This is a genomic window from Pseudomonas sp. B611 (assembly GCF_055407965.1).
In genome coordinates, this window is the sequence record NZ_JBUZST010000001.1 from 104,147 (window position 1) to 125,411 (window position 21,265).

The 21,265-nt window shown below is 60.8% G+C and carries 25 protein-coding genes and 5 tRNA genes; 20 read left to right on the forward strand and 10 right to left on the reverse strand.

The window, feature by feature from the left end; genetic code table 11:
- The first annotated feature begins 1 nt into the window (after window position 1).
- On the forward strand, window positions 2-439 hold the full coding sequence (locus ACZRMO_RS00525; RefSeq protein ID WP_177325344.1) for an FKBP-type peptidyl-prolyl cis-trans isomerase: 438 nt from the start codon (window positions 2-4) through the stop codon (window positions 437-439).
- A gap of 179 nt (window positions 440-618) precedes the next feature.
- On the forward strand, window positions 619-1,566 hold the full coding sequence (gene ispH, locus ACZRMO_RS00530) for a 4-hydroxy-3-methylbut-2-enyl diphosphate reductase (protein ID WP_124527538.1): 948 nt from the start codon (window positions 619-621) through the stop codon (window positions 1,564-1,566).
- Here the strand turns inward: ispH and ACZRMO_RS00535 are convergent.
- Window positions 1,520-2,101 (reverse strand): GspH/FimT family pseudopilin, encoded by a 582-nt coding sequence (locus ACZRMO_RS00535; protein ID WP_463971558.1) that lies wholly within the window; start codon window positions 2,099-2,101, stop codon window positions 1,520-1,522. The genes ispH and ACZRMO_RS00535 overlap by 47 nt on opposite strands.
- A 193-nt stretch (window positions 2,102-2,294) precedes the next feature.
- Between ACZRMO_RS00535 and pilV the strand changes: the two genes are divergently transcribed.
- From pilV to thiO, 5 genes are all read left to right on the forward strand, one after another.
- A complete protein-coding gene (gene pilV / locus ACZRMO_RS00540) occupies window positions 2,295-2,780 on the forward strand; it encodes a type IV pilus modification protein PilV (RefSeq protein ID WP_463971559.1) in 486 nt (161 codons plus the stop codon).
- Entirely contained in the window at window positions 2,777-3,484 is a 708-nt protein-coding gene (locus ACZRMO_RS00545; RefSeq protein WP_463971560.1) for a PilW family protein, read from the forward strand. Before pilV ends, ACZRMO_RS00545 begins: the two co-directional genes overlap by 4 nt.
- 7 nt (window positions 3,485-3,491) lie before the next feature.
- Entirely contained in the window at window positions 3,492-4,022 is a 531-nt protein-coding gene (locus ACZRMO_RS00550; protein WP_463971561.1) for a PilX N-terminal domain-containing pilus assembly protein, read from the forward strand.
- Window positions 4,023-4,033: 11 nt separating this feature from the next.
- The gene (locus ACZRMO_RS00555) at window positions 4,034-4,435 is read left to right on the forward strand and encodes a type IV pilin protein (protein ID WP_463971562.1); all 402 of its coding nucleotides are present in this window, start codon (window positions 4,034-4,036) and stop codon (window positions 4,433-4,435) included.
- A gap of 62 nt (window positions 4,436-4,497) precedes the next feature.
- Window positions 4,498-5,607, forward strand: a complete 1,110-nt coding sequence (gene thiO / locus ACZRMO_RS00560) for a glycine oxidase ThiO (protein ID WP_463971563.1) — start codon at window positions 4,498-4,500, stop codon at window positions 5,605-5,607.
- Here thiO and ACZRMO_RS00565 read toward each other — a convergent pair.
- Both ACZRMO_RS00565 and ACZRMO_RS00570 read right to left on the reverse strand, forming a co-directional pair.
- Entirely contained in the window at window positions 5,594-5,827 is a 234-nt protein-coding gene (locus ACZRMO_RS00565) for a PP0621 family protein (protein WP_463971564.1), read from the reverse strand. The genes thiO and ACZRMO_RS00565 overlap by 14 nt on opposite strands.
- A 126-nt stretch (window positions 5,828-5,953) precedes the next feature.
- Complete coding sequence (locus tag ACZRMO_RS00570; RefSeq protein WP_124527531.1) at window positions 5,954-6,979, reverse strand: outer membrane protein assembly factor BamD; 1,026 nt, start codon at window positions 6,977-6,979, stop codon at window positions 5,954-5,956.
- A 149-nt stretch (window positions 6,980-7,128) separates the two neighbouring features.
- On the opposite strand from ACZRMO_RS00570, the gene rluD reads away from it, so the two are divergent.
- The 7 genes from rluD (at window position 7,129) to ACZRMO_RS00605 (ending at window position 12,224) form a co-directional block, all read left to right on the forward strand.
- Window positions 7,129-8,091: a 23S rRNA pseudouridine(1911/1915/1917) synthase RluD gene (gene rluD, locus ACZRMO_RS00575; protein ID WP_017737920.1), complete on the forward strand. Its 963-nt coding sequence runs from the start codon at window positions 7,129-7,131 to the stop codon at window positions 8,089-8,091.
- Complete coding sequence (gene pgeF / locus ACZRMO_RS00580) at window positions 8,088-8,813, forward strand: peptidoglycan editing factor PgeF (protein WP_463971565.1); 726 nt, start codon at window positions 8,088-8,090, stop codon at window positions 8,811-8,813. Before rluD ends, pgeF begins: the two co-directional genes overlap by 4 nt.
- 130 nt (window positions 8,814-8,943) lie before the next feature.
- Entirely contained in the window at window positions 8,944-11,508 is a 2,565-nt protein-coding gene (clpB, locus tag ACZRMO_RS00585) for an ATP-dependent chaperone ClpB (RefSeq protein ID WP_463971566.1), read from the forward strand.
- A gap of 302 nt (window positions 11,509-11,810) precedes the next feature.
- A tRNA-Asn gene (locus ACZRMO_RS00590) sits at window positions 11,811-11,886 on the forward strand.
- A 9-nt stretch (window positions 11,887-11,895) separates the two neighbouring features.
- A tRNA-Pro gene (locus tag ACZRMO_RS00595) sits at window positions 11,896-11,972 on the forward strand.
- Window positions 11,973-11,977: 5 nt separating this feature from the next.
- A tRNA-Lys gene (locus tag ACZRMO_RS00600) sits at window positions 11,978-12,053 on the forward strand.
- A 94-nt stretch (window positions 12,054-12,147) separates the two neighbouring features.
- Window positions 12,148-12,224, forward strand: a tRNA-Pro gene (locus ACZRMO_RS00605).
- Between the two features lie 194 nt (window positions 12,225-12,418).
- Here ACZRMO_RS00605 and ACZRMO_RS00610 read toward each other — a convergent pair.
- Genes ACZRMO_RS00610 through ACZRMO_RS00620 form a run of 3 tightly spaced genes read right to left on the reverse strand, consistent with a single transcriptional unit; the run spans window position 12,419 to window position 14,635 of the window.
- Window positions 12,419-13,717, reverse strand: a complete 1,299-nt coding sequence (locus ACZRMO_RS00610; RefSeq protein ID WP_207040114.1) for an NAD(P)/FAD-dependent oxidoreductase — start codon at window positions 13,715-13,717, stop codon at window positions 12,419-12,421.
- Between the two features lie 60 nt (window positions 13,718-13,777).
- Entirely contained in the window at window positions 13,778-13,951 is a 174-nt protein-coding gene (locus ACZRMO_RS00615) for a DUF3094 family protein (RefSeq protein WP_016976295.1), read from the reverse strand.
- Window positions 13,952-14,005: 54 nt separating this feature from the next.
- A complete protein-coding gene (locus tag ACZRMO_RS00620; RefSeq protein WP_463971567.1) occupies window positions 14,006-14,635 on the reverse strand; it encodes a DUF1780 domain-containing protein in 630 nt (209 codons plus the stop codon).
- Window positions 14,636-14,733: 98 nt separating this feature from the next.
- Between ACZRMO_RS00620 and ACZRMO_RS00625 the strand changes: the two genes are divergently transcribed.
- Window positions 14,734-15,423, forward strand: coding sequence for an energy-coupling factor ABC transporter permease (locus ACZRMO_RS00625; protein WP_463971568.1), 690 nt, complete (start codon window positions 14,734-14,736; stop codon window positions 15,421-15,423).
- Window positions 15,424-15,488: 65 nt separating this feature from the next.
- A complete protein-coding gene (locus ACZRMO_RS00630; RefSeq protein ID WP_003171680.1) occupies window positions 15,489-15,704 on the forward strand; it encodes a hypothetical protein in 216 nt (71 codons plus the stop codon).
- Here the strand turns inward: ACZRMO_RS00630 and yacG are convergent.
- The 4 genes from yacG to ACZRMO_RS00650 are packed head-to-tail and all read right to left on the reverse strand — an operon-like array spanning window position 15,701 to window position 18,589.
- A complete protein-coding gene (gene yacG / locus ACZRMO_RS00635) occupies window positions 15,701-15,901 on the reverse strand; it encodes a DNA gyrase inhibitor YacG (protein ID WP_017737928.1) in 201 nt (66 codons plus the stop codon). The genes ACZRMO_RS00630 and yacG overlap by 4 nt on opposite strands.
- Window positions 15,898-16,521 carry a dephospho-CoA kinase gene (gene coaE / locus ACZRMO_RS00640; protein WP_463971569.1) on the reverse strand — a complete coding sequence of 208 codons (624 nt, stop codon included), beginning with the start codon at window positions 16,519-16,521 and terminating at the stop codon, window positions 15,898-15,900. The genes yacG and coaE overlap by 4 nt, the downstream gene beginning before the upstream one ends.
- Complete coding sequence (locus ACZRMO_RS00645; RefSeq protein ID WP_463971570.1) at window positions 16,518-17,384, reverse strand: prepilin peptidase; 867 nt, start codon at window positions 17,382-17,384, stop codon at window positions 16,518-16,520. Before ACZRMO_RS00645 ends, coaE begins: the two co-directional genes overlap by 4 nt.
- Window positions 17,381-18,589, reverse strand: a complete 1,209-nt coding sequence (locus tag ACZRMO_RS00650; RefSeq protein ID WP_463971571.1) for a type II secretion system F family protein — start codon at window positions 18,587-18,589, stop codon at window positions 17,381-17,383. Before ACZRMO_RS00650 ends, ACZRMO_RS00645 begins: the two co-directional genes overlap by 4 nt.
- A 202-nt stretch (window positions 18,590-18,791) precedes the next feature.
- Here ACZRMO_RS00650 and ACZRMO_RS00655 point away from each other — a divergent pair, with 202 nt between their 5' ends.
- From ACZRMO_RS00655 to ACZRMO_RS00670, 4 genes are all read left to right on the forward strand, one after another.
- The gene (locus ACZRMO_RS00655; protein ID WP_463972110.1) at window positions 18,792-19,205 is read left to right on the forward strand and encodes a pilin; all 414 of its coding nucleotides are present in this window, start codon (window positions 18,792-18,794) and stop codon (window positions 19,203-19,205) included.
- 35 nt (window positions 19,206-19,240) lie between these two features.
- A complete protein-coding gene (locus tag ACZRMO_RS00660) occupies window positions 19,241-20,647 on the forward strand; it encodes an O-antigen ligase family protein (protein WP_463971572.1) in 1,407 nt (468 codons plus the stop codon).
- Window positions 20,648-20,686: 39 nt separating this feature from the next.
- Window positions 20,687-20,759: transfer RNA gene (locus tag ACZRMO_RS00665), tRNA-Thr, on the forward strand.
- Between the two features lie 136 nt (window positions 20,760-20,895).
- The gene (locus tag ACZRMO_RS00670) at window positions 20,896-21,201 is read left to right on the forward strand and encodes a DUF6388 family protein (RefSeq protein ID WP_017737933.1); all 306 of its coding nucleotides are present in this window, start codon (window positions 20,896-20,898) and stop codon (window positions 21,199-21,201) included.
- Window positions 21,202-21,265: the final 64 nt, after the last annotated feature.

Here is a 21,265-nt window from a genome sequence, read left to right on the forward strand (position 1 = left end):
ATTGGCTGAGCAACGCATCGGCCAGAACACGGAAGTCACCTTGCATTTCGCACTGCGCCTGGAGAATGGCGACACGGTCGACAGCACGTTCGACAAAGCCCCGGCGACCTTCAAGGTCGGCGACGGCAACCTGCTGCCGGGTTTCGAAGCGGCCCTGTTCGGCTTCAAGGCTGGCGACAAGCGCAACCTGCAGATCCTGCCGGAAAACGCCTTTGGCCAGCCCAACCCGCAAAACGTGCAGATCATCCCGCGTTCGCAGTTCGAAGGCATGGACCTGTCGGAAGGCTTGCTGGTGATCTTCAATGATGCGGCGAATACCGAATTGCCTGGCGTGGTGAAAACCTTCGATGACACGCAAGTGACCATCGACTTCAACCACCCGTTGGCCGGTAAAACCTTGACCTTTGACGTTGAAATCATCGACGTTAAAGCGCTCTGATCAACGACGCGGTTAAAAATGTGGGAGCGGGCTTGCTCGCGAATGCTGAGTGTCAGTCAACAGATGTATTTACTGACCCACCGCATTCGCGAGCAAGCCCGCTCCCACCTTTGATCTCTATTGTCAGGTGGGTTAGCGTCTAGCTTGAACCCAAGTGGCTGCAAGACACGAGGCACAGCATGCACATCAAACTCGCCAACCCCCGTGGCTTCTGCGCCGGCGTGGACCGTGCGATCGAAATCGTCAACCGCGCCCTGGAAGTCTTCGGGCCGCCGATCTACGTGCGCCATGAAGTCGTCCACAACAAATTCGTGGTCGAAGACCTGCGCGCACGCGGCGCCATCTTCGTCGAAGAACTCGACCAGGTGCCGGACGACGTGATCGTCATCTTCAGCGCCCACGGTGTTTCCCAGGCGGTGCGCACCGAGGCCGCAGGCCGTGGCCTGAAGGTCTTCGACGCCACCTGCCCGCTGGTAACCAAGGTGCACATCGAAGTTGCACGCTACAGCCGTGATGGCCGTGAGTGCATCCTGATCGGCCACGCCGGGCACCCAGAAGTAGAAGGCACCATGGGCCAGTACGACGCCAGCAATGGTGGCGCCATCTACCTGGTCGAAGATGAAAAAGACGTCGCCAACCTGCAGGTGCGCAATCCCGAGCGCCTGGCATTCGTGACCCAGACAACGTTGTCCATGGACGATACCAGCCGCGTGATCGACGCCCTGCGCAGTCGCTTCCCGGCCATCGGTGGCCCGCGCAAGGACGACATCTGCTACGCCACGCAAAACCGCCAGGACGCAGTCAAGCAACTGGCCAACGAGTGCGATGTGGTCCTGGTGGTCGGCAGCCCTAACAGCTCCAACTCCAACCGCCTGCGCGAGCTGGCCGAGCGCATGGCTACACCGGCGTACCTGATCGACGGCGCGGAAGACATGCAACGCAGCTGGTTCGATGGCGTCGAACGTATCGGCATCACCGCCGGTGCCTCGGCCCCGGAAGTCCTGGTGCGCGGCGTGATCCAGCAGTTGCATGCATGGGGCGCCACCGGTGCCGATGAGTTGGCCGGCCGTGAAGAAAACATCACTTTCTCCATGCCCAAGGAGCTGCGGGTTCGCTCGTTGCTCTGAGTGCCAGGGTGCTGGAGTAACTCCGGCACAATGCCTGTTCGGCCCTGTCGCTGCGCAGGCTGATGCGCCCGCTGGGTGCCAGTACCACTTGGTACTGGCTTTGCGCCTGGTCGGTGGCGCACACATGCACAGTGCCCGCCCGAAACCCCCCGCCTGAAAATACCGGTTCGCCCAGCCCGCTGAAGCGCACCTGGCTCTTGACCGGGCCATTGCCGACAATCGCCACGCGCCCGCTGTCCTGGTGTTCCAGCAACACCGGATTGCCCTCGTCCAGGTGGCCGCGCCCGCTCACATCCACGATCACCCGCCAACCTCGGCTCCAGTCTTCGTCCTGCGCATGAATGACTACGGCCCGGTTGCGCGCGATGGCTTCGGTACGCGCGTAGCGCAGCCCTCCTGCCAGGGATTGTGCTGCGTTATGTCGTTGCTGTGATTCGAGCAGGTGCCTGAAACTGGGCACTGCCAGGTTGGCCAGGATGCCGCTCATGATCAGTCCGAGCAGTAGTTCAATCAGGGTGAAACCGCGTTGTTGCATAGGTCATCCCTCCGTGGATGTGGGTGCAGTCCTAGGTATAGCGCCTGCGCCTTGACCCTGGATGATGGCCTTCTTGTCCAAAGTATTTCCCTTTGTTCCGGCAGCGCCACGGTTGAAAAACCGGCGCTAGTCTTGGGCTGCACAGCAGGTTTTCCTGCTTCTTTTTTGGCCTTCGACACGGACGACGATGGTAATGCTTGCCTGCCCGAACACGTTTTTCTCCAGCGCCTTGCCCCGGCGTCAAACCGGCATGACGCTCATCGAAGTGCTGGTCGCCCTGTTGATTCTCGCCGTTGGCCTGTTGGGCGCGGCCGCTATCCAGCTCAATGCGCTCAAGTACACCGACAGTTCCAGGATGGTCAGCCAGGCCAGTTTCATTGCCTACGACATGCTCGACCGCATCCGCGCCAACGCTGCTGCCGACTACGCGTGGGGCCGTGCAGAACGTGCACCGGCAAGCAGTGCCAGCGCCAATGTGCGTGACCTGGATCTGCATGATTTCGAAGCCAATATCCTCGAGTTTGCCGGGCCGAGTGCCAAAGGCTCGGTGGCGGTCAGCGCCAATGAAGTGACCGTCACCATCAGTTGGGATGACCGACGGGCCACAGACACCAGCGACGCACGCGAGACCTTTACCCTGACCAGCCGAATCGGTCATGAGCCCGGGGTGCTGCCATGACCTCGCGTCTTCGCGGTTTCAGCCTGATTGAGTTGCTGCTGGCGCTGGCTATCGGGCTGGTACTGGTGGCTGGGGGCAGCCAGGTGGTGATCAGCTCCCGCGTGACACAGGCCAGCCAGCAGGCGGCGATGTTGCTGCAGGATGATGCGCGGTTTGTGCTTGGCAAGATGATTCAGGATATCCGCCAGGCGGGCATGTTTGGCTGCCTGGGCCTGGCGTTTATCGAGAATGCCCCGGCGGCCTTTGATCAGCCCGTGCGCTGGAGTGCCGGGAATGGTTCAGCGTCGCTGACGTTGGTGACGGCGGATGTCGGCGATGGTGGTGGCAAGCCCGACTGGACGGTGCTGTCCGATTGCACGGGGACAGCCGAGGCGTTCACTGGCAGTGCGCCAGTGCCTTTGCCTGGGCAGATTGGTTTTGCGTTACGACAAATCACCTACACCTTCGAGGCGGGCCAGTTGAAGGTCAGTACGCCTGCGGCACCGGCCAAGGCGGTGCTGGTGGATAACGTGCAGGCATTCGCTATCAATTTCGGCGTGGCCGCCGAGCCCTCCTCGGAGGAAGTGGTGCGTTATGACGCCAGTCCCGGTGATGAATCCCTGATCCGCAGCGTACGCATCCTGATGACGCTGCAGGACCCCACGGGGCGGGTCAAGGCGCAAACCTACAGCGTTGTGGCGGCGCTGCGAAACCGACTGGGGTAGGGCGAGCATGGGTATTTCTCTACGCGCAAATGTGCGGCAGGCGGGCATGGTGCTGCTGATCAGCCTGGTGTTCCTGCTGTTGTTGTCGCTGATGGGCTTGGCGTCGATGCAGGGTGCGGTGTCCCAGCAGAAGGCCGCCGCGAGCCTGTGGCATCGCAACCAGTCGCTGCAAAGTGCCGAAAGTGGGCTGAGGCTGGGGGAGTCGGTCGTACAGCGGGTATCGGCGGCCTTGCCGGTGTGCCGGTCCGTCGTCACCTGCGCGCCGCCGAGTGAAGCATTTTCATTGAATGTCGCCGGTGCGAATCCTATTTCTGGCGTCACCTGGGTCGCTCTCAAGGGTGGTTTCTACGGCATTCAGTCCTTGGGGCCTGCCGTGGGGCTGGCTCATTTACCGCTGCAAGTATCGGCCGCCGTGTATCGAGTGACGGCGGTTGGGCTAAGCGGCCAATCCCGCACGGTCTTGGAGAGCGTGTACGCGCGGGTAGACGGGGAGGGCGGCTCGCGGTTTCGGCGGGTGGCCTGGCGGCAACTTCAATAAGGAGCGGTGGGATGGACAAGGATAGCCGGGGTTTTACCCTGATCGAGTTACTGGTTGCCGTGGCAATCATCGGGGTGCTGGCCGGGATTGCTTACCCCGGGTATAGCGGCCAGGTCAAAAAGGTCTATCGCGGGCAAATTGTCGCGCTGTTGACCGAGCAGGCGCAGTACCTGGAGCGGTTTTATGCACGTAATGGCAGTTTTATTGACGCCAGCGGCGTCAGTGCGGGCAATGATCGCTATAGAATCACCGCTGTATTGAACCCTCAGGATTTCCGCCTGCAGGCCACGCCCATTGCTGACTCGGTGATGGCCGCTGACCCTTGCGGCGGCTTCAGCCTGACCAGCACCGGCGCGCGGGCCAACCCTGGCGCAGCACCGGACATGTCGCGCACGCTGTGCTGGGGGCAATGATGACAGTGCTGGATGATTGGGCGCCGGGTGCGCTTGTCCCTATTTATCGGCTGGATCGAATAATGGCTAAGCAACAGCGAGTGGTGGTGGTCGGCGGTGGCGTAATCGGCTTGTTGACGGCGTTCAACCTGGCGACCCAGGGGCAGGCGGTGGTGCTGCTGGAGCGTGCCGGCGTGGGGCAGGAGTCTTCCTGGGCGGGCGGCGGGATTGTTTCGCCGTTGTACCCGTGGCGCTACAGCCCGGCGGTCACGGCGCTGGCCCATTGGTCGCAGGATTTCTATCCACAACTGGCCGAGCGCCTGTTTGCTGCCACGGGTGTCGATCCTGAGGTTCACACCACCGGCTTGTACTGGCTCGATCTCGAAGACGAAGCCGAAGCGCTGGCCTGGGCGGCACGTGAAGGCCGCCCCTTGAGCAAGGTGGATGTTTCGGCCGCCCATGATGCGGTGCCGGTGTTGGGCGGCGGCTATTCCCAAGCGATCTTCATGGCCAATGTCGCCAATGTGCGCAATCCCCGGCTGGTCAAGTCCCTCAAGGCTGCGTTGTTGGCGTTGCCGGGTGTGACCCTGCATGAGCAATGCGAGGTGACCGGTTTTGTACAGGACGCCGGCAATGTCGTGGGGGTGAACACCACTGGCGGCCCGATCCTTGGCGATCAGGTGGTGTTGGCGGCGGGGGCGTGGAGCGGTGAGTTGCTGGGCACGCTGGGCTTGTCGCTACCGGTGGAGCCGGTCAAAGGCCAGATGATCTTGTACAAGTGTGCTGCGGATTTCCTGTCGAGCATGGTCCTGGCCAAGGGGCGTTATGCGATCCCGCGGCGTGACGGACATATCTTGATTGGCAGCACCCTGGAGCATGAGGGTTTCGACAAGACGCCTACCGACACTGCGCTGGAAAGCTTGAAGGCGTCGGCGGTCGAGCTGATTCCGGCCTTGGCCGAGGCCGAAGTGGTCGGGCATTGGGCAGGCTTGCGCCCGGGGTCGCCGGAAGGCATTCCGTATATCGGCCAAGTGCCGGGGTTCAATGGCTTGTGGCTTAACTGCGGGCATTACCGCAACGGCCTGGTGCTGGCGCCGGCGTCCTGCCAGTTGTTTGCCGACTTGTTGCTGGGGCGTGCGCCGATCATCGACCCGGCGCCATATGCCCCACAAGGTCGAATCAACGCTGGATAGACTTCGGCCCTTGTTCCAGGTGGGGCTGGCTGCAGTACCACACCTGGCCTGAGCTCAGGGCGTGATTCTGCGGCAAATGCACGCCGCAGTGGGCGCAGCGCACCATCAATGCGGCGTCGGGTTCGGCGGCGCGCTGCTGTTTGGCAGCCGGGCTTTTGAATTTACGCCAGAACCATACTGCGGCGGCAATGATGGCAATCCAGAACAGTAGACGAACCATGGTGGGCAGCTTCTCGACGGGTAATGCGCCAGTTTAGCCAAGGACATCGCAGGCGCACAGCGCAATAATGCTTGCCCATAAAAAAGGGAGCCCCGTGGGGCTCCCTTTTTGCGTTGCGTCAACGGATCAGTCGAACACACCGAAGGTCATGTAGCTGAACCACGAGCGGTCCTGGTTGTTGCCCAGGGCTTGCGGGGCTTCTTCTTCGATTACGTCGCCGTTCTCGTCATGAGGCTTGAGCTCCGAAGGAATGGCTTCCTTGGCGTCCTGGAACTGCTTCATCACGTCCTGGTTGGCGCGGGTTTCGCCCGGCGGCAGCGGTGGACGGGACTCGATCAGGCCCAGGGTGTACTTGCTCAGCCACGAGCGGTTGTCCGCTTCGGCGACCTGCGGCACGAACTGGCCGTCTTTCAGGCTTGGGTGGTCGGGGTAGTTCAGCTTCAGGGTTTCCAGGCTGGTGCTGGCCAGGTCGTCCAGGTGCAGGCGCTGGTAAGCCTCGGTCATCACGGCCAGGCCGTCACCCACGGATGGGGTTTCCTGGAAGTTTTCCACTACATAGCGGCCACGGTTGGCGGCAGCGACATAGGCCTGACGGGTCAGGTAGTAGTGGGCAACGTGGATCTCGTAGGAGGCCAGCAGGTTGCGCAGGTAGATCATGCGCTGCTTGGCGTCCGGCGCGTAGCGGCTGTTCGGGTAGCGGCTGGTCAGCTGGGCGAACTCGTTGTAGGAGTCGCGGGCAGCGCCCGGGTCACGCTTGGTCATGTCCAGCGGCAGGAAGCGCGCCAGCAGGCCAACGTCCTGGTCAAACGAGGTCAGGCCCTTGAGGTAGTAGGCGTAGTCCACGTTCGGGTGCTGCGGATGCAGGCGGATAAAACGCTCGGCAGCGGACTTGGCAGCTTCCGGCTCGGCGTTCTTGTAGTTGGCGTAGATCAGCTCAAGCTGCGCCTGGTCGGCGTAGCGGCCGAACGGATAACGCGACTCCAGTGCCTTCAGCTTGGCTGTGGCGCTGGTGTAGCTATTATTGTCCAAGTCTTTCTGAGCCAGTTGGTACAACTCGACTTCGCTCAGGTTTTCGTCGACGACGTCCTTTGTTGACGAGCAAGCAGCAGTCATGGCGAGGATGGCGATCAGCAGCAGGTGTTTCACTTGCATGGCGGCTTGCGTCCCTATGACGGCCGCTGTCTTGGGCGGGGCCGTCCTGTTATGATGAGCGCCCCGTTGAAAGCCTCGGGGCAAAAGACGCCGTATTTAACCACAAGCGCGCAGCCGAAACCAAAGGCTGTGCCACGCCTAGTCTGAGCATGTCCGATAAAATTGAACTTCGCGCAGAGGTGCCGTCCGAATTGGGCGGCCAACGCCTCGATCAAGTCGCCGCACAATTATTCGCTGAGCACTCGCGCTCGCGCCTTTCCGCCTGGATCAAAGACGGCCGCCTGACTGTGGATGGAGCGGTTATCCGCCCGCGAGACATAGTCCATGGTGGTGCGATTCTTGAGCTGACTGCCGAGCAGGAAGCCCAGGGAGAATGGATCGCCCAGGACATTGAGCTGGATATCGTCTATGAAGACGACGACATCCTGGTCATCAACAAACCCGCAGGCCTGGTGGTACACCCGGCGGCCGGGCACGCTGATGGCACCTTGCTCAATGCCCTGCTGCACCACGTGCCGGACATCGTCAATGTCCCGCGCTGCGGCATCGTGCACCGTCTGGACAAGGACACCACCGGCTTGATGGTGGTGGCCAAGACCATTCAGGCGCAGACGCAGTTGGTCACACAATTGCAGAGCCGCAGCGTCAGTCGCATCTACGAGTGCATCGTGATCGGTGTCGTGGTGGCCGGTGGCAAGATCAACGCGCCGATCGGTCGTCACGGCCAGCAGCGCCAGCGTATGGCGGTGATGGAAGGTGGCAAGCAGGCCGTCAGCCACTACCGTGTGCTGGAGCGTTTCCGTTCCCACACCCACGTGCGGGTCAAGCTGGAAACCGGTCGTACCCACCAGATTCGCGTGCACATGGCCCACATCAACTTCCCGTTGGTCGGAGATCCGGCCTACGGCGGCCGCTTCCGTATTCCGCCAGCGGCGAGTCAGACCATGGTCGAATCGCTGAAGTCGTTCCCGCGCCAGGCACTGCATGCACGTTTCCTGGAGCTGGATCATCCGACGAGCGGTAAGCGCATGAGCTGGGAATCGCCTTTGCCAGACGATTTGGTCTGGTTGCTGTCGCTGCTCAAGCAGGATCGCGAGGCGTTTATCGGATGAGTGACTGGCTGATTCCTGACTGGCCCGCGCCGGCTCGGGTAAAAGCCTGCGTTACCACCCGTGCGGGCGGCGTCAGCCTGGCGCCGTTCGACAGCCTCAACCTGGGCGATCACGTCGAGGACAGCCTGGAGGCCGTCCTTGAGAATCGCCGTCGTTTAAGTGATGCCTTTGCTATCCAGCCGGCCTGGCTGCGTCAGGTTCATGGTGTGACCGTGGTCGAAGCTGACCCAGGCCGCACCGCTGAAGCCGATGGCAGTTGGACCAGCACCCCTGGCATCGCTTGCACCTCAATGACTGCCGATTGCCTGCCCGCACTGTTCTGCAACCGTGCTGGCACTCGCGTCGCCGCCGCTCATGCCGGTTGGCGTGGCCTGGCGGCGGGCGTGCTGGAAGCCGCTTTTGAAAGCCTGGATACCGAGCCCGGCGAAGTTCTGGTCTGGCTCGGCCCGGCCATTGGCCCGCAAGCCTTTGAGGTCGGCCCGGAAGTGCGCGAAGCCTTCATGCAGCAACTGCCGATCACCGCTGAAGCCTTCGTGCCCAGTCGCAACCCCGGCAAGTTCATGGCCGACATCTATAAGCTCGCTCGCCTGCGCCTTGCCGCACGCGGCGTCACCGCTGTTTATGGTGGCGGTTTCTGTACCGTGACCGATCCGCGCTTCTTTTCTTACCGCCGCAGTCCTCGTACCGGCCGGTTTGCCTCCCTTATCTGGCTTGACCGCTAGACTCTTCTGACTTGCGTCAACTGCCCGGCGCTTGAAACTCCCAGAATCCACCCCATCTATAAGGGTATCTGGCAGGTTTCTTCATTCAGGATGTTTTATATCTCCGGCCTGCTCAAAAGGAAGGTGACTAATGCGTATTGATCGTTTAACCAGCAAATTGCAGTTGGCATTATCTGACTCTCAATCCCTGGCGGTGGGCCTCGACCACCCGGCCATTGAGCCTGCGCACTTGATGCAGGCGCTCCTGGAGCAGCAAGGTGGTTCTATCAAGCCCTTGCTGATGCAGGTGGGCTTCGACGTCAACAGCCTGCGCAAGGAGTTGAGCAAAGAGCTCGACCAACTGCCGAAAATCCAAAATCCGACCGGCGACGTGAATATGTCCCAGGACTTGGCGCGCCTGCTTAACCAAGCGGACCGCCTGGCCCAGCAAAAGGGCGACCAGTTCATCTCCAGCGAACTGGTGCTGCTCGCCGCCATGGACGAAAACAGCAAACTCGGCAAGTTGTTGCTGGGCCAGGGCGTGAGCAAGAAAGCCCTGGAAAATGCCATCAACAACCTGCGTGGCGGCGACGCGGTGAACGACCCCAACCATGAGGAGTCGCGCCAGGCCCTGGATAAATACACCGTCGACCTGACCAGGCGCGCCGAAGACGGCAAGCTTGACCCGGTGATCGGGCGTGACGATGAAATTCGTCGCACCATCCAGGTGTTGCAACGTCGCACCAAGAACAACCCGGTGCTGATCGGTGAGCCTGGCGTGGGTAAAACCGCGATTGCCGAAGGTCTGGCCCAGCGCATCATCAATGGTGAAGTGCCGGACGGCCTTAAAGGCAAGCGCCTGCTGTCCCTGGACATGGGGGCGTTGATCGCCGGTGCCAAGTTCCGTGGCGAGTTCGAAGAGCGCCTGAAATCCCTGCTCAATGAACTGTCGAAGCAGGAAGGGCAGATCATTCTGTTTATCGACGAACTGCACACCATGGTCGGCGCCGGTAAAGGCGAAGGCTCCATGGATGCGGGCAACATGCTCAAGCCAGCGTTGGCGCGGGGTGAGTTGCACTGCGTCGGTGCCACGACGCTCAACGAGTATCGCCAGTACATTGAAAAGGATGCGGCCCTTGAGCGTCGCTTCCAGAAAGTGCTGGTGGAAGAGCCGAGCGAAGAGGACACCATCGCGATCCTGCGTGGCCTGAAAGAGCGTTATGAGGTCCACCATAAGGTGGCGATCACTGACGGTGCGATCATTGCGGCGGCGAAATTGAGCCATCGCTATATCACTGATCGTCAGTTGCCTGACAAGGCCATCGACTTGATCGACGAAGCGGCCAGCCGCATCCGCATGGAGATCGACTCCAAGCCGGAAGTGCTCGACCGTCTGGATCGGCGCCTGATTCAGCTGAAAGTTGAATCCCAGGCCCTGAAGAAAGAAGAAGACGACGCGGCGAAAAAACGCCTGGAAAAACTCCAGGAAGAAATCGTCCGTCTGGAACGCGAGTATTCGGACCTGGAAGAAATCTGGACCTCGGAAAAAGCCGAAGTGCAGGGCTCTGCGCAGATCCAGCAGAAAATCGAGCAGTCCCGCCAGGAACTGGAAGCCGCACGCCGTAAAGGCGACCTGAACCGCATGGCCGAGTTGCAGTACGGGGTGATCCCGGACCTGGAACGCAGCCTGCAAATGGTTGACCAGCACGGCAAAGCCGAGAACCAGTTGCTGCGCAGCAAGGTGACCGAGGAAGAAATTGCCGAAGTCGTCTCGAAGTGGACCGGCATTCCGGTGTCGAAAATGCTCGAAGGCGAGCGCGACAAGCTGCTGAAGATGGAAAGCCTGTTGCACCAACGTGTGATTGGCCAGGAAGAAGCCGTGGTGGCCGTGTCCAACGCGGTGCGGCGTTCGCGGGCCGGGTTGTCCGACCCGAACCGTCCGAGCGGCTCGTTTATGTTCCTCGGCCCGACCGGCGTGGGTAAGACCGAGCTGTGCAAAGCCTTGGCCGAGTTCCTCTTTGATACTGAAGAGGCCATGGTGCGGATCGATATGTCCGAATTCATGGAGAAACACTCGGTGGCTCGCTTGATCGGCGCACCACCAGGCTATGTGGGCTACGAGGAAGGTGGCTACCTGACCGAAGCTGTGCGGCGTAAGCCTTACTCGGTGATCCTGCTGGATGAGGTCGAGAAGGCTCACCCGGATGTGTTCAACGTGTTGCTGCAAGTGTTGGAAGATGGCCGGCTGACGGACAGCCACGGACGCACCGTGGACTTCCGCAACACGGTGATCGTGATGACCTCCAACCTGGGCTCGGCGCAGATCCAGGAATTGGTCGGTGATCGTGAAGGCCAGCGTGCTGCGGTGATGGATGCGCTGACCAGCCACTTCCGCCCGGAATTTATCAACCGGGTCGATGAAGTGGTGATCTTCGAGCCTCTGGCACGGGATCAGATCGCAGGCATCACCGAGATCCAACTGGGTCGCCTGCGCAGCCGGCTGGCCGAGCGCGAGCTGGCCCTGGAGCTGAGCAGCGAGGCGTTGGACAAGCTGATCGCGGTTGGCTACGACCCGGTGTATGGCGCACGGCCTCTGAAACGTGCGATCCAGCGCTGGATCGAAAACCCGCTGGCGCAGCTGATCCTGTCGGGCAGCTTCATGCCTGGCACCAGCGTCGCGGCGACGGTGGAGAACGACGAAATCGTCTTCCACTGAGCCCAGTCACTGGCGCTATAAAAGAAGGCCCCGCATCGCGGGGCCTTTTTTTTCGATAGGGCGTTGAACTGTAAGGAAAAGGCTAGTAAAGTGCGCCCCGCAACAACGTCAGCCCACGGGTTTCTTCTCCCCAAGAAGAAATCAGAAACAAGCGCAAATCATTGTCTTAAAAGCAATTTAAAGGGTTGACAGGGGTTTTTAAGATTGTAGAATAGCGCGCCTCAGACATGACAACGTAGCGATACGGAAGACTCGAAGAGAAGGTTACACCGCAGTAGAAGTTGTACTTTGAAATATGTAGTTCCGTGATAGCTCAGTCGGTAGAGCAAATGACTGTTAATCATTGGGTCCCAGGTTCGAGTCCTGGTCACGGAGCCAATTTCAAACCGGGGTATAGCGCAGTCCGGTAGCGCGCCTGCTTTGGGAGCAGGATGTCGGGAGTTCGAATCCCCCTACCCCGACCATTTTTGGGTCGTTAGCTCAGTTGGTAGAGCAGTTGGCTTTTAACCAATTGGTCGTAGGTTCGAATCCCACACGACCCACCATTTTTGAAACCAGTTAACGCTGGGATCAGATCTTAAGATCAGAGGCCAAAAGCACTGATCGAAGAAGGCGACTGAAAGGTCGCCTTTTTTTTACCGGGGTATAGCGCAGTCCGGTAGCGCGCCTGCTTTGGGAGCAGGATGTCAGGAGTTCGAATCCCCTTACCCCGACCATATTAAAAATCCTCGTATCGAAAGATACGGGGATTTTTTTTGCCTGTTGAATAACCTCAAGTTCAGCGCAAAAAAATGTGGGAGCGGGCTTGCTCGCGAAAGCGGTGGTTCAGTGCCAGATGTACTGACTGACACACCGCTTTCGCGAGCAAGCCCGCTCCCACATTTACCAGGTCACATTCTAGACCCGGTTGTTAATGCAATTTGAGGCGTGGCTCGGTGCCTCGGCCAATCTTGCTACCCAGCATCAGCATTGCTGTACGGAAGAAGCCATACAGCGCCATCTGGTGCATGCGGTACAGCGACACATAGAACATCCGCGCCAACCAGCCTTCCAGCATTACGCTGCCAGTCAGGTTGCCCATCAGATTGCCCACCGCCGAGAAGCGCGACAGCGAGATCAGCGAGCCGTAGTCGGTGTATTTGTAGCTCGGCAGGTCCTTGCCTTCGATGCGCAGCTTCAGCGACTTGGCCAACAGTGAAGCCTGCTGGTGAGCGGCCTGGGCCCGTGGCGGCACGTTGCGGTCTGTGCCCGGTTGCGGGCAGGCCGCGCAGTCGCCGAAGGCAAAAATGTTCTCGTCACGGGTGGTTTGCAGCGTCGGCAACACCTGCAATTGGTTGATGCGGTTGGTTTCCAGGCCATCGATGTCCTTGAGGAAACCCGGTGCGCGAATCCCCGCCGCCCACACCTTCAGGCTGGCGGGAATCACCTGGCCACTGCTGGTGATCAGCGCGTCGGCCGTCACTTCGCTCACCGCCGAGTCTGTCAGCACGGTCACACCGAGCTTCTCCAGGGTTTTATGCACAGGCCCGCCAATCCGCTCCGGCAGGGCAGGCAATACCCGTGGGCCGGCTTCGATCAAGGTGATGTGCATGTTTTCCGGCTTGATGCGGTCCAGGCCATAGGCTGCCAGTTCATGGGCGGCGTTATGCAGCTCGGCGGCCAATTCGACGCCCGTGGCACCGGCGCCGACGATGGCGACGCTGATCTGCTCGACCGCATCGGTTTGCCCGGCATGGGCGCGTAGATAGTGGTTGAGCAGTTGCTGGTGGAAACGCTCGGCCTGCTTGCGCGTGTCGAGGAACAGGCAGTGCTGCGCCGCGCCCTCGGTGCCGAAGTCGTTGGTGGTGCTGCCGACAGCGATGACCAGGCTGTCATAACCCAGCACGCGCGCGGGTACCAGCTCACGGCCTTCTTCATCGAGGGTAGCGGCCAGCTGGATTTTCTTCTGTTCACGATCCAACCCGCTCATGCGCCCCAGCTGGAACTCGAAGTGGTTCCATTTGGCTTGGGCAACATAATTGAGTTCGTCTTCCGAAGAATTCAGCGAACCGGCAGCGACTTCGTGGAGCAAGGGCTTCCAGATATGGGTCAGGTTGGCGTCCACCAGCGTGATGCTGGCGGTGCCGCGCTTGCCCAGAGTCTTACCCAGGCGGGTAGCCAACTCCAGGCCGCCGGCGCCGCCGCCGACGATAATAATACGATGGGTCATGGGGATATCTCGCAAGGCTAAAAGAAATCGGAGCAGTTACCCCCGCGAGCGCCAGGCAGCTCATAGCGTCAGGTAACTCAAAAGGCGGCTCAGCAGGCCGAGGCCGATCACCACAACCAGCACCACACCAAGGAGCAGCCACGGCCGGAAAGGCTTGCGCTCGACTCGGTTCTGGGAGAGTTGCAGGTACTCTTCGACATGCTGTTGGTCATCGGGGTTCAGGCGGCTGGTCATAAAGGCCTCGTCAGGTAGACGTTGCAAAAGGGCGCCACGTTACAGTCCGGGGGCTCAGAGGCTGATGCCCACGTCGAACACTATGCTGCGGCCCAGGTTGTTGCGCAAGAAATCCGGTGCGTCGGGGTGGGCAAACAGCACGCGGGCAAAGGTCGGCCCCACCAGTGACAGCGAGCGCCAACCCTGGCGCAGATATTCCGTCGGTGGCGGGAAATGGCTGTTGAGGTCGAGCACTTCACGCTTGAGGCTGGTGAAGGCGACGAGGTCCAGCTCCCCCAGCTCTATTCCGCGTTCTTTATAGTTGTGCGCCTTTTTGCGCAACGTCGGCGCCAGGCGTAGCAAAAACTCATGGGCGGGGATGCGTCGCGGCTTGGCTTCGCGCCGCACCAACTGGCTGAGGGAGAAGGCGCTGCGCCGGCGCAGCAACTCGTCGCGCCATTCGTCGTTCAGGCGCCGACCCTCGTCCAGTACAAAAAACACCTCGAAACTGGCATCGCGAAACAGCACGTCCGGCGGCTCTTGCCCGGCGGCGTGAAACTCTTCGGCCCGGTAGGGCACATTCAAGCCTTGCAGCAGGCGCTGGCAGACCCAACGCTCACGCTCCCATTTGCGGGCATTGGACAAGAACGCGTTGGCTTGTTCGGCCGCTACGGTGAGCAGGCGCAAGTAATCTGAGTCATCCATGCTTGCAGCTTAGCGTCCAAATGATGACCACAGGAAGTCCCGTTGCAAAAGGTCGGTGTAGACTGCTCACTCGACTGTTATTCAAGCAGGGGGCCGTCGTGATCAGTGCTGCAGTGCTCGCACCACAAACCTTGGGCCTCGGCTGGCTGCTGTTTGTGCCCGTGGTGCTATGGGCCATCTTGCGTTCGCCCTGGGTCGAGCTGTTTGCCGACCGACGGCGCCAGCATTTGCTGTTCGGCACCGTGTTCGCGCTGTTTATGTTGTGGTTGGTGCGGCGGGATTTCGATACCGGGGTTTCCTACCACTTTATCGGCATGACCGCCGTGACCCTGCTGCTGGATTGGCCCTTGGCAATCGTCGGCGGGTTTGCCGCCCAGCTCGGTTTGATGGTGTTGGGGCGCCAGGACCTGGCAGCGCTCGGCGTCAACGGCCTGTTGTTGATCGTGCTGCCGGTGCTGGTCACCGAAACCTGCGCGCTGCTGGTGGAGCGCGCGCAACCACGCAATCCCTTTGTGTATATCTTCTGCTCGGGCTTTTTCGCCGCCGCGCTGTCGGCCTTGCTCTGCCTGTTGCTGGGGCTGGGCCTGCTGTGGTTCGACGGGCGGTTTGCCATGCCGGAATGGCTGGAAGATTTCGTCGGCTACCTATGGCTGATCATCTTCCCCGAAGCCTTTATCAACGGCATGGTCATCAGCGCTTTGGTGGTGTTTTGCCCGGAATGGCTGGAGACCTTCAATCGCACCCGATACCTCTCGGCACCCTGGAACGACGACGATTCGCCGCGTTGATCCAGATCAAATCCCGCGCCCACGCGCAGGCCCATGCTCTGCCAAATTTTCCAGGAGCACGGATCATGAGTGTGTACGAGTGGGCACGGCAGGAATTGCGCAGAAGTCAGGACGCGGCACAGGAAATCGGTTTTGACCCAGGCTTGACCCTGCGCGCCATGCTCAGTGCGGTGGTGCAGCAGAGCAAGGGCGTGCGCAGTTTCGAAGACCTGGCCGACGAGCTGCAATACCTTGCAGAGAATCTCGACGACCAGCAGGAGTACGCCTTTATGCGCCCTTAGTGACGCGGCGTCAGGTCTTCGGAAAACAGCTCATCTTCGGCATCCGGGGCCACGGGGATCTTGTGTTCCTCTGCGGCCCAGGCACCCAGGTCGATGAGTTTGCAACGGTCCGAGCAGAACGGCCGGTTGAGGTTGGTCGCTGTCCATTCCACGGGGGCACCGCAGGTTGGGCAATCGACGGTCAAGGGTTGGCTCATGATCGGCCTCCACGCAAAGTAAGGTAAAAGTGGTGCAGTCGCTCGACCTCGCTGTGCAGCCAGGCGAGGTCCTTGTCATTGACCAGCACATCATCGGCATGTTTCAGGCGTTCTTCGCGGCTGGATTGCGCCTTGAGGATCGCCTGCACCTGCTGTTCGCTGATGCCGTCGCGCTGCAGGGTACGCTGAATCTGCAGCGATTGCGGCACGTCGATCACCAGGATGCGCTGGGTCATGCTGTGCTGGCCGGATTCGATCAGCAACGGCGACACCAGGATCGCGTAAGGCGATTGTGCGCGCGCCAGGTGGCTGCGAATTTCTTCGCCAATCAACGGGTGCAGCAAGGCTTCCAGCCAGCGGCGCTGTTCGGGGACTTCAAAGATCAGCTTGCGCAACGCGGCGCGGTCCAGTTGGCCGTCAGGTTGCAGCACGCCCGCGCCAAAGTGCTCGGCGATACGTGCCAGTGCCGGCCGGCCTGGTTCGACGACCCAGCGGGCGGCGTGATCGGCGTCCACCAGGTCGATGCCCAGGTCGATAAAGTGCTGGGCCGCCGCGCTTTTGCCGCTGCCGATGCCGCCGGTGAGGCCAAGAGTCCAGGGTGTTGCAACACAAGTGGTCATCTGAAACCGACAGACTGCAAATAGAAGTCGGTTATTTGACCACCCCAGAGCAATGCAATCCAGCCGGCAATTGCCAGATAGGGGCCGAACGGCATGGGGGCCGACGCCTGGGTCTTGCGCAGGCGCATCAGGATCAGCCCGCCAATCACCCCGAGCAGCGATGACATCAGCAAGGTCATCGGCAGGATTTGCCAGCCGCCCCAGGCACCGAGCATGGCCAGCAACTTGAAGTCGCCATGGCCCATGCCGTCTTTGCCGGTGGCCAGCTTGAATAGCCAGAACACCGACCACAGGCTCATGTAACCGACCACTGCGCCCCATACGGCATCGGCCAACGTCACCTGCAAATCGAAGCTGTTGAGTATCAGCCCCAGCCACAACAGCGGCAGCACCAATACATCCGGCAGCAGTTGGTGATCGGCATCGATCAGGCTCATCGCCAGCAGCCCCCAACTCAGCAGCATGATCGCCGCCCCTTGCCAGCCAAAGCCGAAATGCCAGGCGACCATGGCCGAAATCAGCGCGCAGGCCAGTTCGGTGAAGGGGTAACGAGCACTGATCGGCCCGCGGCAGTGGGCGCAGCGCCCCCGGAGCATCAGGTAGCTGAGCACGGGGATATTTTCCCAAGGGCGAATCGGCTGGTTGCAATGGGGGCAGCAGGAATTGGGAAACATCAGGTTGTAGGTCGGCCCGGCCTGGTCGGTCGGCAGGCCGAGGACTTCCTGGGCCTGGGCGCGCCATTCACGTTCGAGCATTTTCGGCAGGCGCCACACCAGCACATTGAGGAAGCTGCCGACGATCAGGCCCAGCACCAGCGCCATGCCGACAAAAAGCCAGGGTTTTTCACTCAGCAGCAGGCTCAAAATGCGCTCCCCAATTGAAACACCGGCAGATACATCGCAATTACCAGTCCCCCGACAATGCTTCCCAGCACGACCATGATCAGCGGCTCCATCAAGCTTGTGAGTCTATCCACCAGGCTGTCTACGTCAGCTTCATAGTGGCTGGCGACCTTTTCCAGCATGCGGTCCAGCGTACCGGACTCTTCGCCGATGATCGTCATCTGGATCGCCATTCGGGGAAACAGGCCGCTGCCGCTCATGGCTTGATTCAACTGGATGCCGGTGGCGACATCATGGCGCATGCGCTCGATGGCGAGTCTGAATGGCCCGTTACCGACAGCCCCGGCCACTGAGTCCAAGGCCTGCACCAGGGGAACGCCTGCGGTAAACGTAGTCGAGAGTGTGCGAGCGTAGCGGGCGACGGCGGATTTTTTCAGCAGTGTGCCTGCCAGGGGCGCTTTCAATAAACCGGCTTGCAACCCGTGACGAAACCCCGGGGACACACGATAAGCCTGGCGCAGCGTGGCCATTGCTACACCCAGGCAAAGCGCGACGATCCACCAGGCGCGTTGCAGGAATTCGGACAGGGCAATCACCCCCAGGGTAAAACCGGGTAGTTCGCCATCGACGCCGGCGAACAGGCTCTGGAATTGCGGCACCACGTGCATCAGCAGCAGCGTACAGACCACGCCTGCGACTACCAGCACCGCTGCGGGATAGGTCATGGCCTTCTTGACTCGCGCCTTGAGTTTCTGGGTTTTCTCCAGGTGTATCGCCACGCGTTCCAGCAGTGCTTCCAGGGCGCCAGCTTGTTCGCCTGCCGCAATCAGGTTGCAGTACAACTCATCGAAATAGCGTGGCTGTTTACGCAACGCCGTGGCCAGGTTGGTGCCGGCGGCGATCTCTTGTTTCAACCCGCTTACCAGTGCCTGCATGCGCGGGTTTTCGAAGCCCTCGCTGACAATGTCGAGGGCTTGCAGCAGGGGGATTCCCGCTTTCAGCAGCGTGGCCAACTGGCGGGTGAAGAGGGCGATATCCAGCGGTTTGATCGGTGATGTGAGGTTTGGCAAAACGCTGGGGCGCTTGCGCACGCGGCCAGGGCAGATCCCTTGCAGGCGCAGTTGTGCCTTGATCATCGCGGGGTTGTGGCCAGCAGTTTGCCCGCACACCTTGCGCCCTTTGCGGTTGGTGCCTTCCCAGGCGTAGATCGTTGAAGCGTCGTCCATGTCACGGTTCCGCATACGGGGAGTGGAAGATTTATAGCTTAGTCAGGTGACGGATTCAGACGGGTTGGCCGCGCGCGATAAAATGTCAGAATGTGCGTCTTGCAGGCGCTTGCCCCGTTGCGGGTGAGTACACTGGCGCCGCTGCACACTACGGGGCGCAGGACGCGCCTTGTCATAGGTTCTATTCTGGAGAGTGAATGTGATACGTCAGAAAGGCTTTACCTTGATCGAGTTGCTGATCGTCGTGGCAATCATCGGCATTTTGGCCACCATCGGCTTGCCGATGTACACCACGCACCAGGCCAAGGCCAAGTTCACGGCGGGGCTGGCTGAAATCACGGCGTTGAAGGCGGGTTACGAGGACGTTTTCAACCAAGGCACAGTGCCCACCGTGGCCTTGATCGGTGGCACCAGCCCGACCGCCAATTGCAAGATCGACGTGGCAGGGGATGTGGCCACGGGCGTCGGTTCCATCAGCTGCGAAATCCTCGACGCCCCGGCACCGGTGCTGGGCAAGGCCATCACCTTGACCCGCGACGCCACCAAGGGCTGGAAATGTGTGACCAACGCCGAAGAAAAATACGTCGCCAAGGGCTGCGGCGCCAACGGGGCGTAACGGCCCGACCATCCACACGGACGTAGAGGTGGCTGATGGCGTTTTCCATACAGCAGCGCGGTAATGTGTTCCTGGTGCTGGCGGTGTGCTTGCTGGTGCTGGGGGTCTGTGCCCCTTTCAGCGGGCACGACCTGCAACGCACGCTGCAGATTGCCCTGGCGCTGGGCGCGCTGCTGTATGGGCTGGCGGCCCCCAACACGGCGTGGGTGGACCGGCCCACCGCCCTCGGCCTGGGGCTGGTGATCGCCCTGGGCCTGCTGTCTTCGGCCCTGGCCCACCGACCTCTCTGGGCGTTCACCGAGGTGGCGCTGATGGTCAGTTGTGGCGTGATTGCGCTGGCGTTCGCCACGCTTCGCCGCTATGGCGGCGAGCCGCTGGACCGTGTCCTGTTGCTGGTTATTGTGCTGCTGTGCCTGATCAAGTCGATCCAGTACCTGCATGCGGTGATGCTGGCATTCAGCAGTGGCCAGCACGTGCTGGACCTCGATCTGTTGCTGTCGGGTTTCTCCAACAAGCGTTTCTACGGTCAATTTCAGACCTTCACCCTGCCATTGCTGGCACTGCCCCTGCTGATGCCCAAGCTCCCTCGTTCCTTGCGCGTTGGTGTGTTTGCCTTGCTGTCGGTGTGGTGGTTGATCGCCATCAGCGGGGGCACGCGGGGCACATGGCTCGGCATGGGCGCGGCGGGTGTCTTGCTGATGGTGTTGGGGCCCTTAGGGCGACGCTGGTTGGCCTGGCAACTGGCGGCGGCAAGCGCCGGCCTAGCGCTGTACTGGCTATTTTTCACGGTGCTGACGGGGTATTTGGGCATCGAAACCTCAAGCGGTGCCAGCGATCGCCTCACCACGTCACTGTCGGGGCGTGCCGAGATCTGGTGGCAGGCCTGGCATATGATCGTCGAACGCCCTTGGTTGGGTTTTGGGCCGATGCAGTTTGCCGACATCCCCAACGACGTGGCGACCCATCCTCATCAAGCGATCCTGCAATGGGCCAGTGAGTGGGGCGTGCCTTCGACGATTTGCGTCGCCGTATTGGCCTGGCGCGGCGGCTGGGCCACTGTCTGCTTGCTGCGTGAGCGGGCGTTGTCGGCGCAGCGTTCGGACGTGCTGCGCCTGTGCCTGTTTGCCGCATTGGTCGGCGCGCTGACCCAGTCCATGGTCGATGGCGTGATCGTGATGCCCATTTCCCAGCTGTGGTTGGCGTTGGTGGTGGGTTGGCTGATGGCGCTGCACAGCTGGGCGGTGGCGCCGACTGCCTCGCCGGCACCGGTCAGTCACCTGTGGAAACTGTTGAGCGTGTTGGCCGTTGGTCTGCTGATATTTGTTGCCGTTCGTGATGTGCCGCACATCGCGCAGGCCCAGCAACGTTATGTCGGCGACACCCACAACCATCTCCAGCCGCGCTTCTGGGCCCAGGGGGTGATTGCGCTGCCAGGGTCGTGAGTTGCCGGACACCCGATGCGGTGCTAGCTTTAGCCCACCGCCCGTGTAGCTCAGTTGGTAGAGCAGCGCACTCGTAACGCGAAGGTCGCAGGTTCGATTCCTGTCTCGGGCAAAAAGGCAGCACTGTTTTCAGATGATCCCAGAATGGTTCTGAAGGCCAGACGAGTCGGTATTCACGCCCGCTCTTTTGTATCTGCGCAACCTTGATGACCCAGATGCATCCCCATTCCTCGATCTAAGAGAACGACATGACCACGACTGAAATGACCCAGGAAGTTCGGCACGCAGAAGCCCTCAAGAAATACCTTGAAGGCACGCCGCAGCTTAAAGAAGAGATCAAGGACCTGAGCGCTGATGACCAGCGTGACCAGATCCAGTGGGCATTCGAGGACGAAGCCGAGAGCCAGGGCTTGCAGCCTTGGGAGCTGACCCTCAAGTACACCTCGACAGCGGACGAATTCGACACCGCACGGCTGGCCTTGCACAAGGAGGCCGCGGAAGTGCTGGGTGTCGAGTGGGAAGAGTATTGCGAGATGAATAATCTGGTGGTTTAAGCGCCGGCACAAGTTTCAAGCTACAAGCTGCAAGTTGTTGCACAGCAGCTTGTAGCTTGCAGCT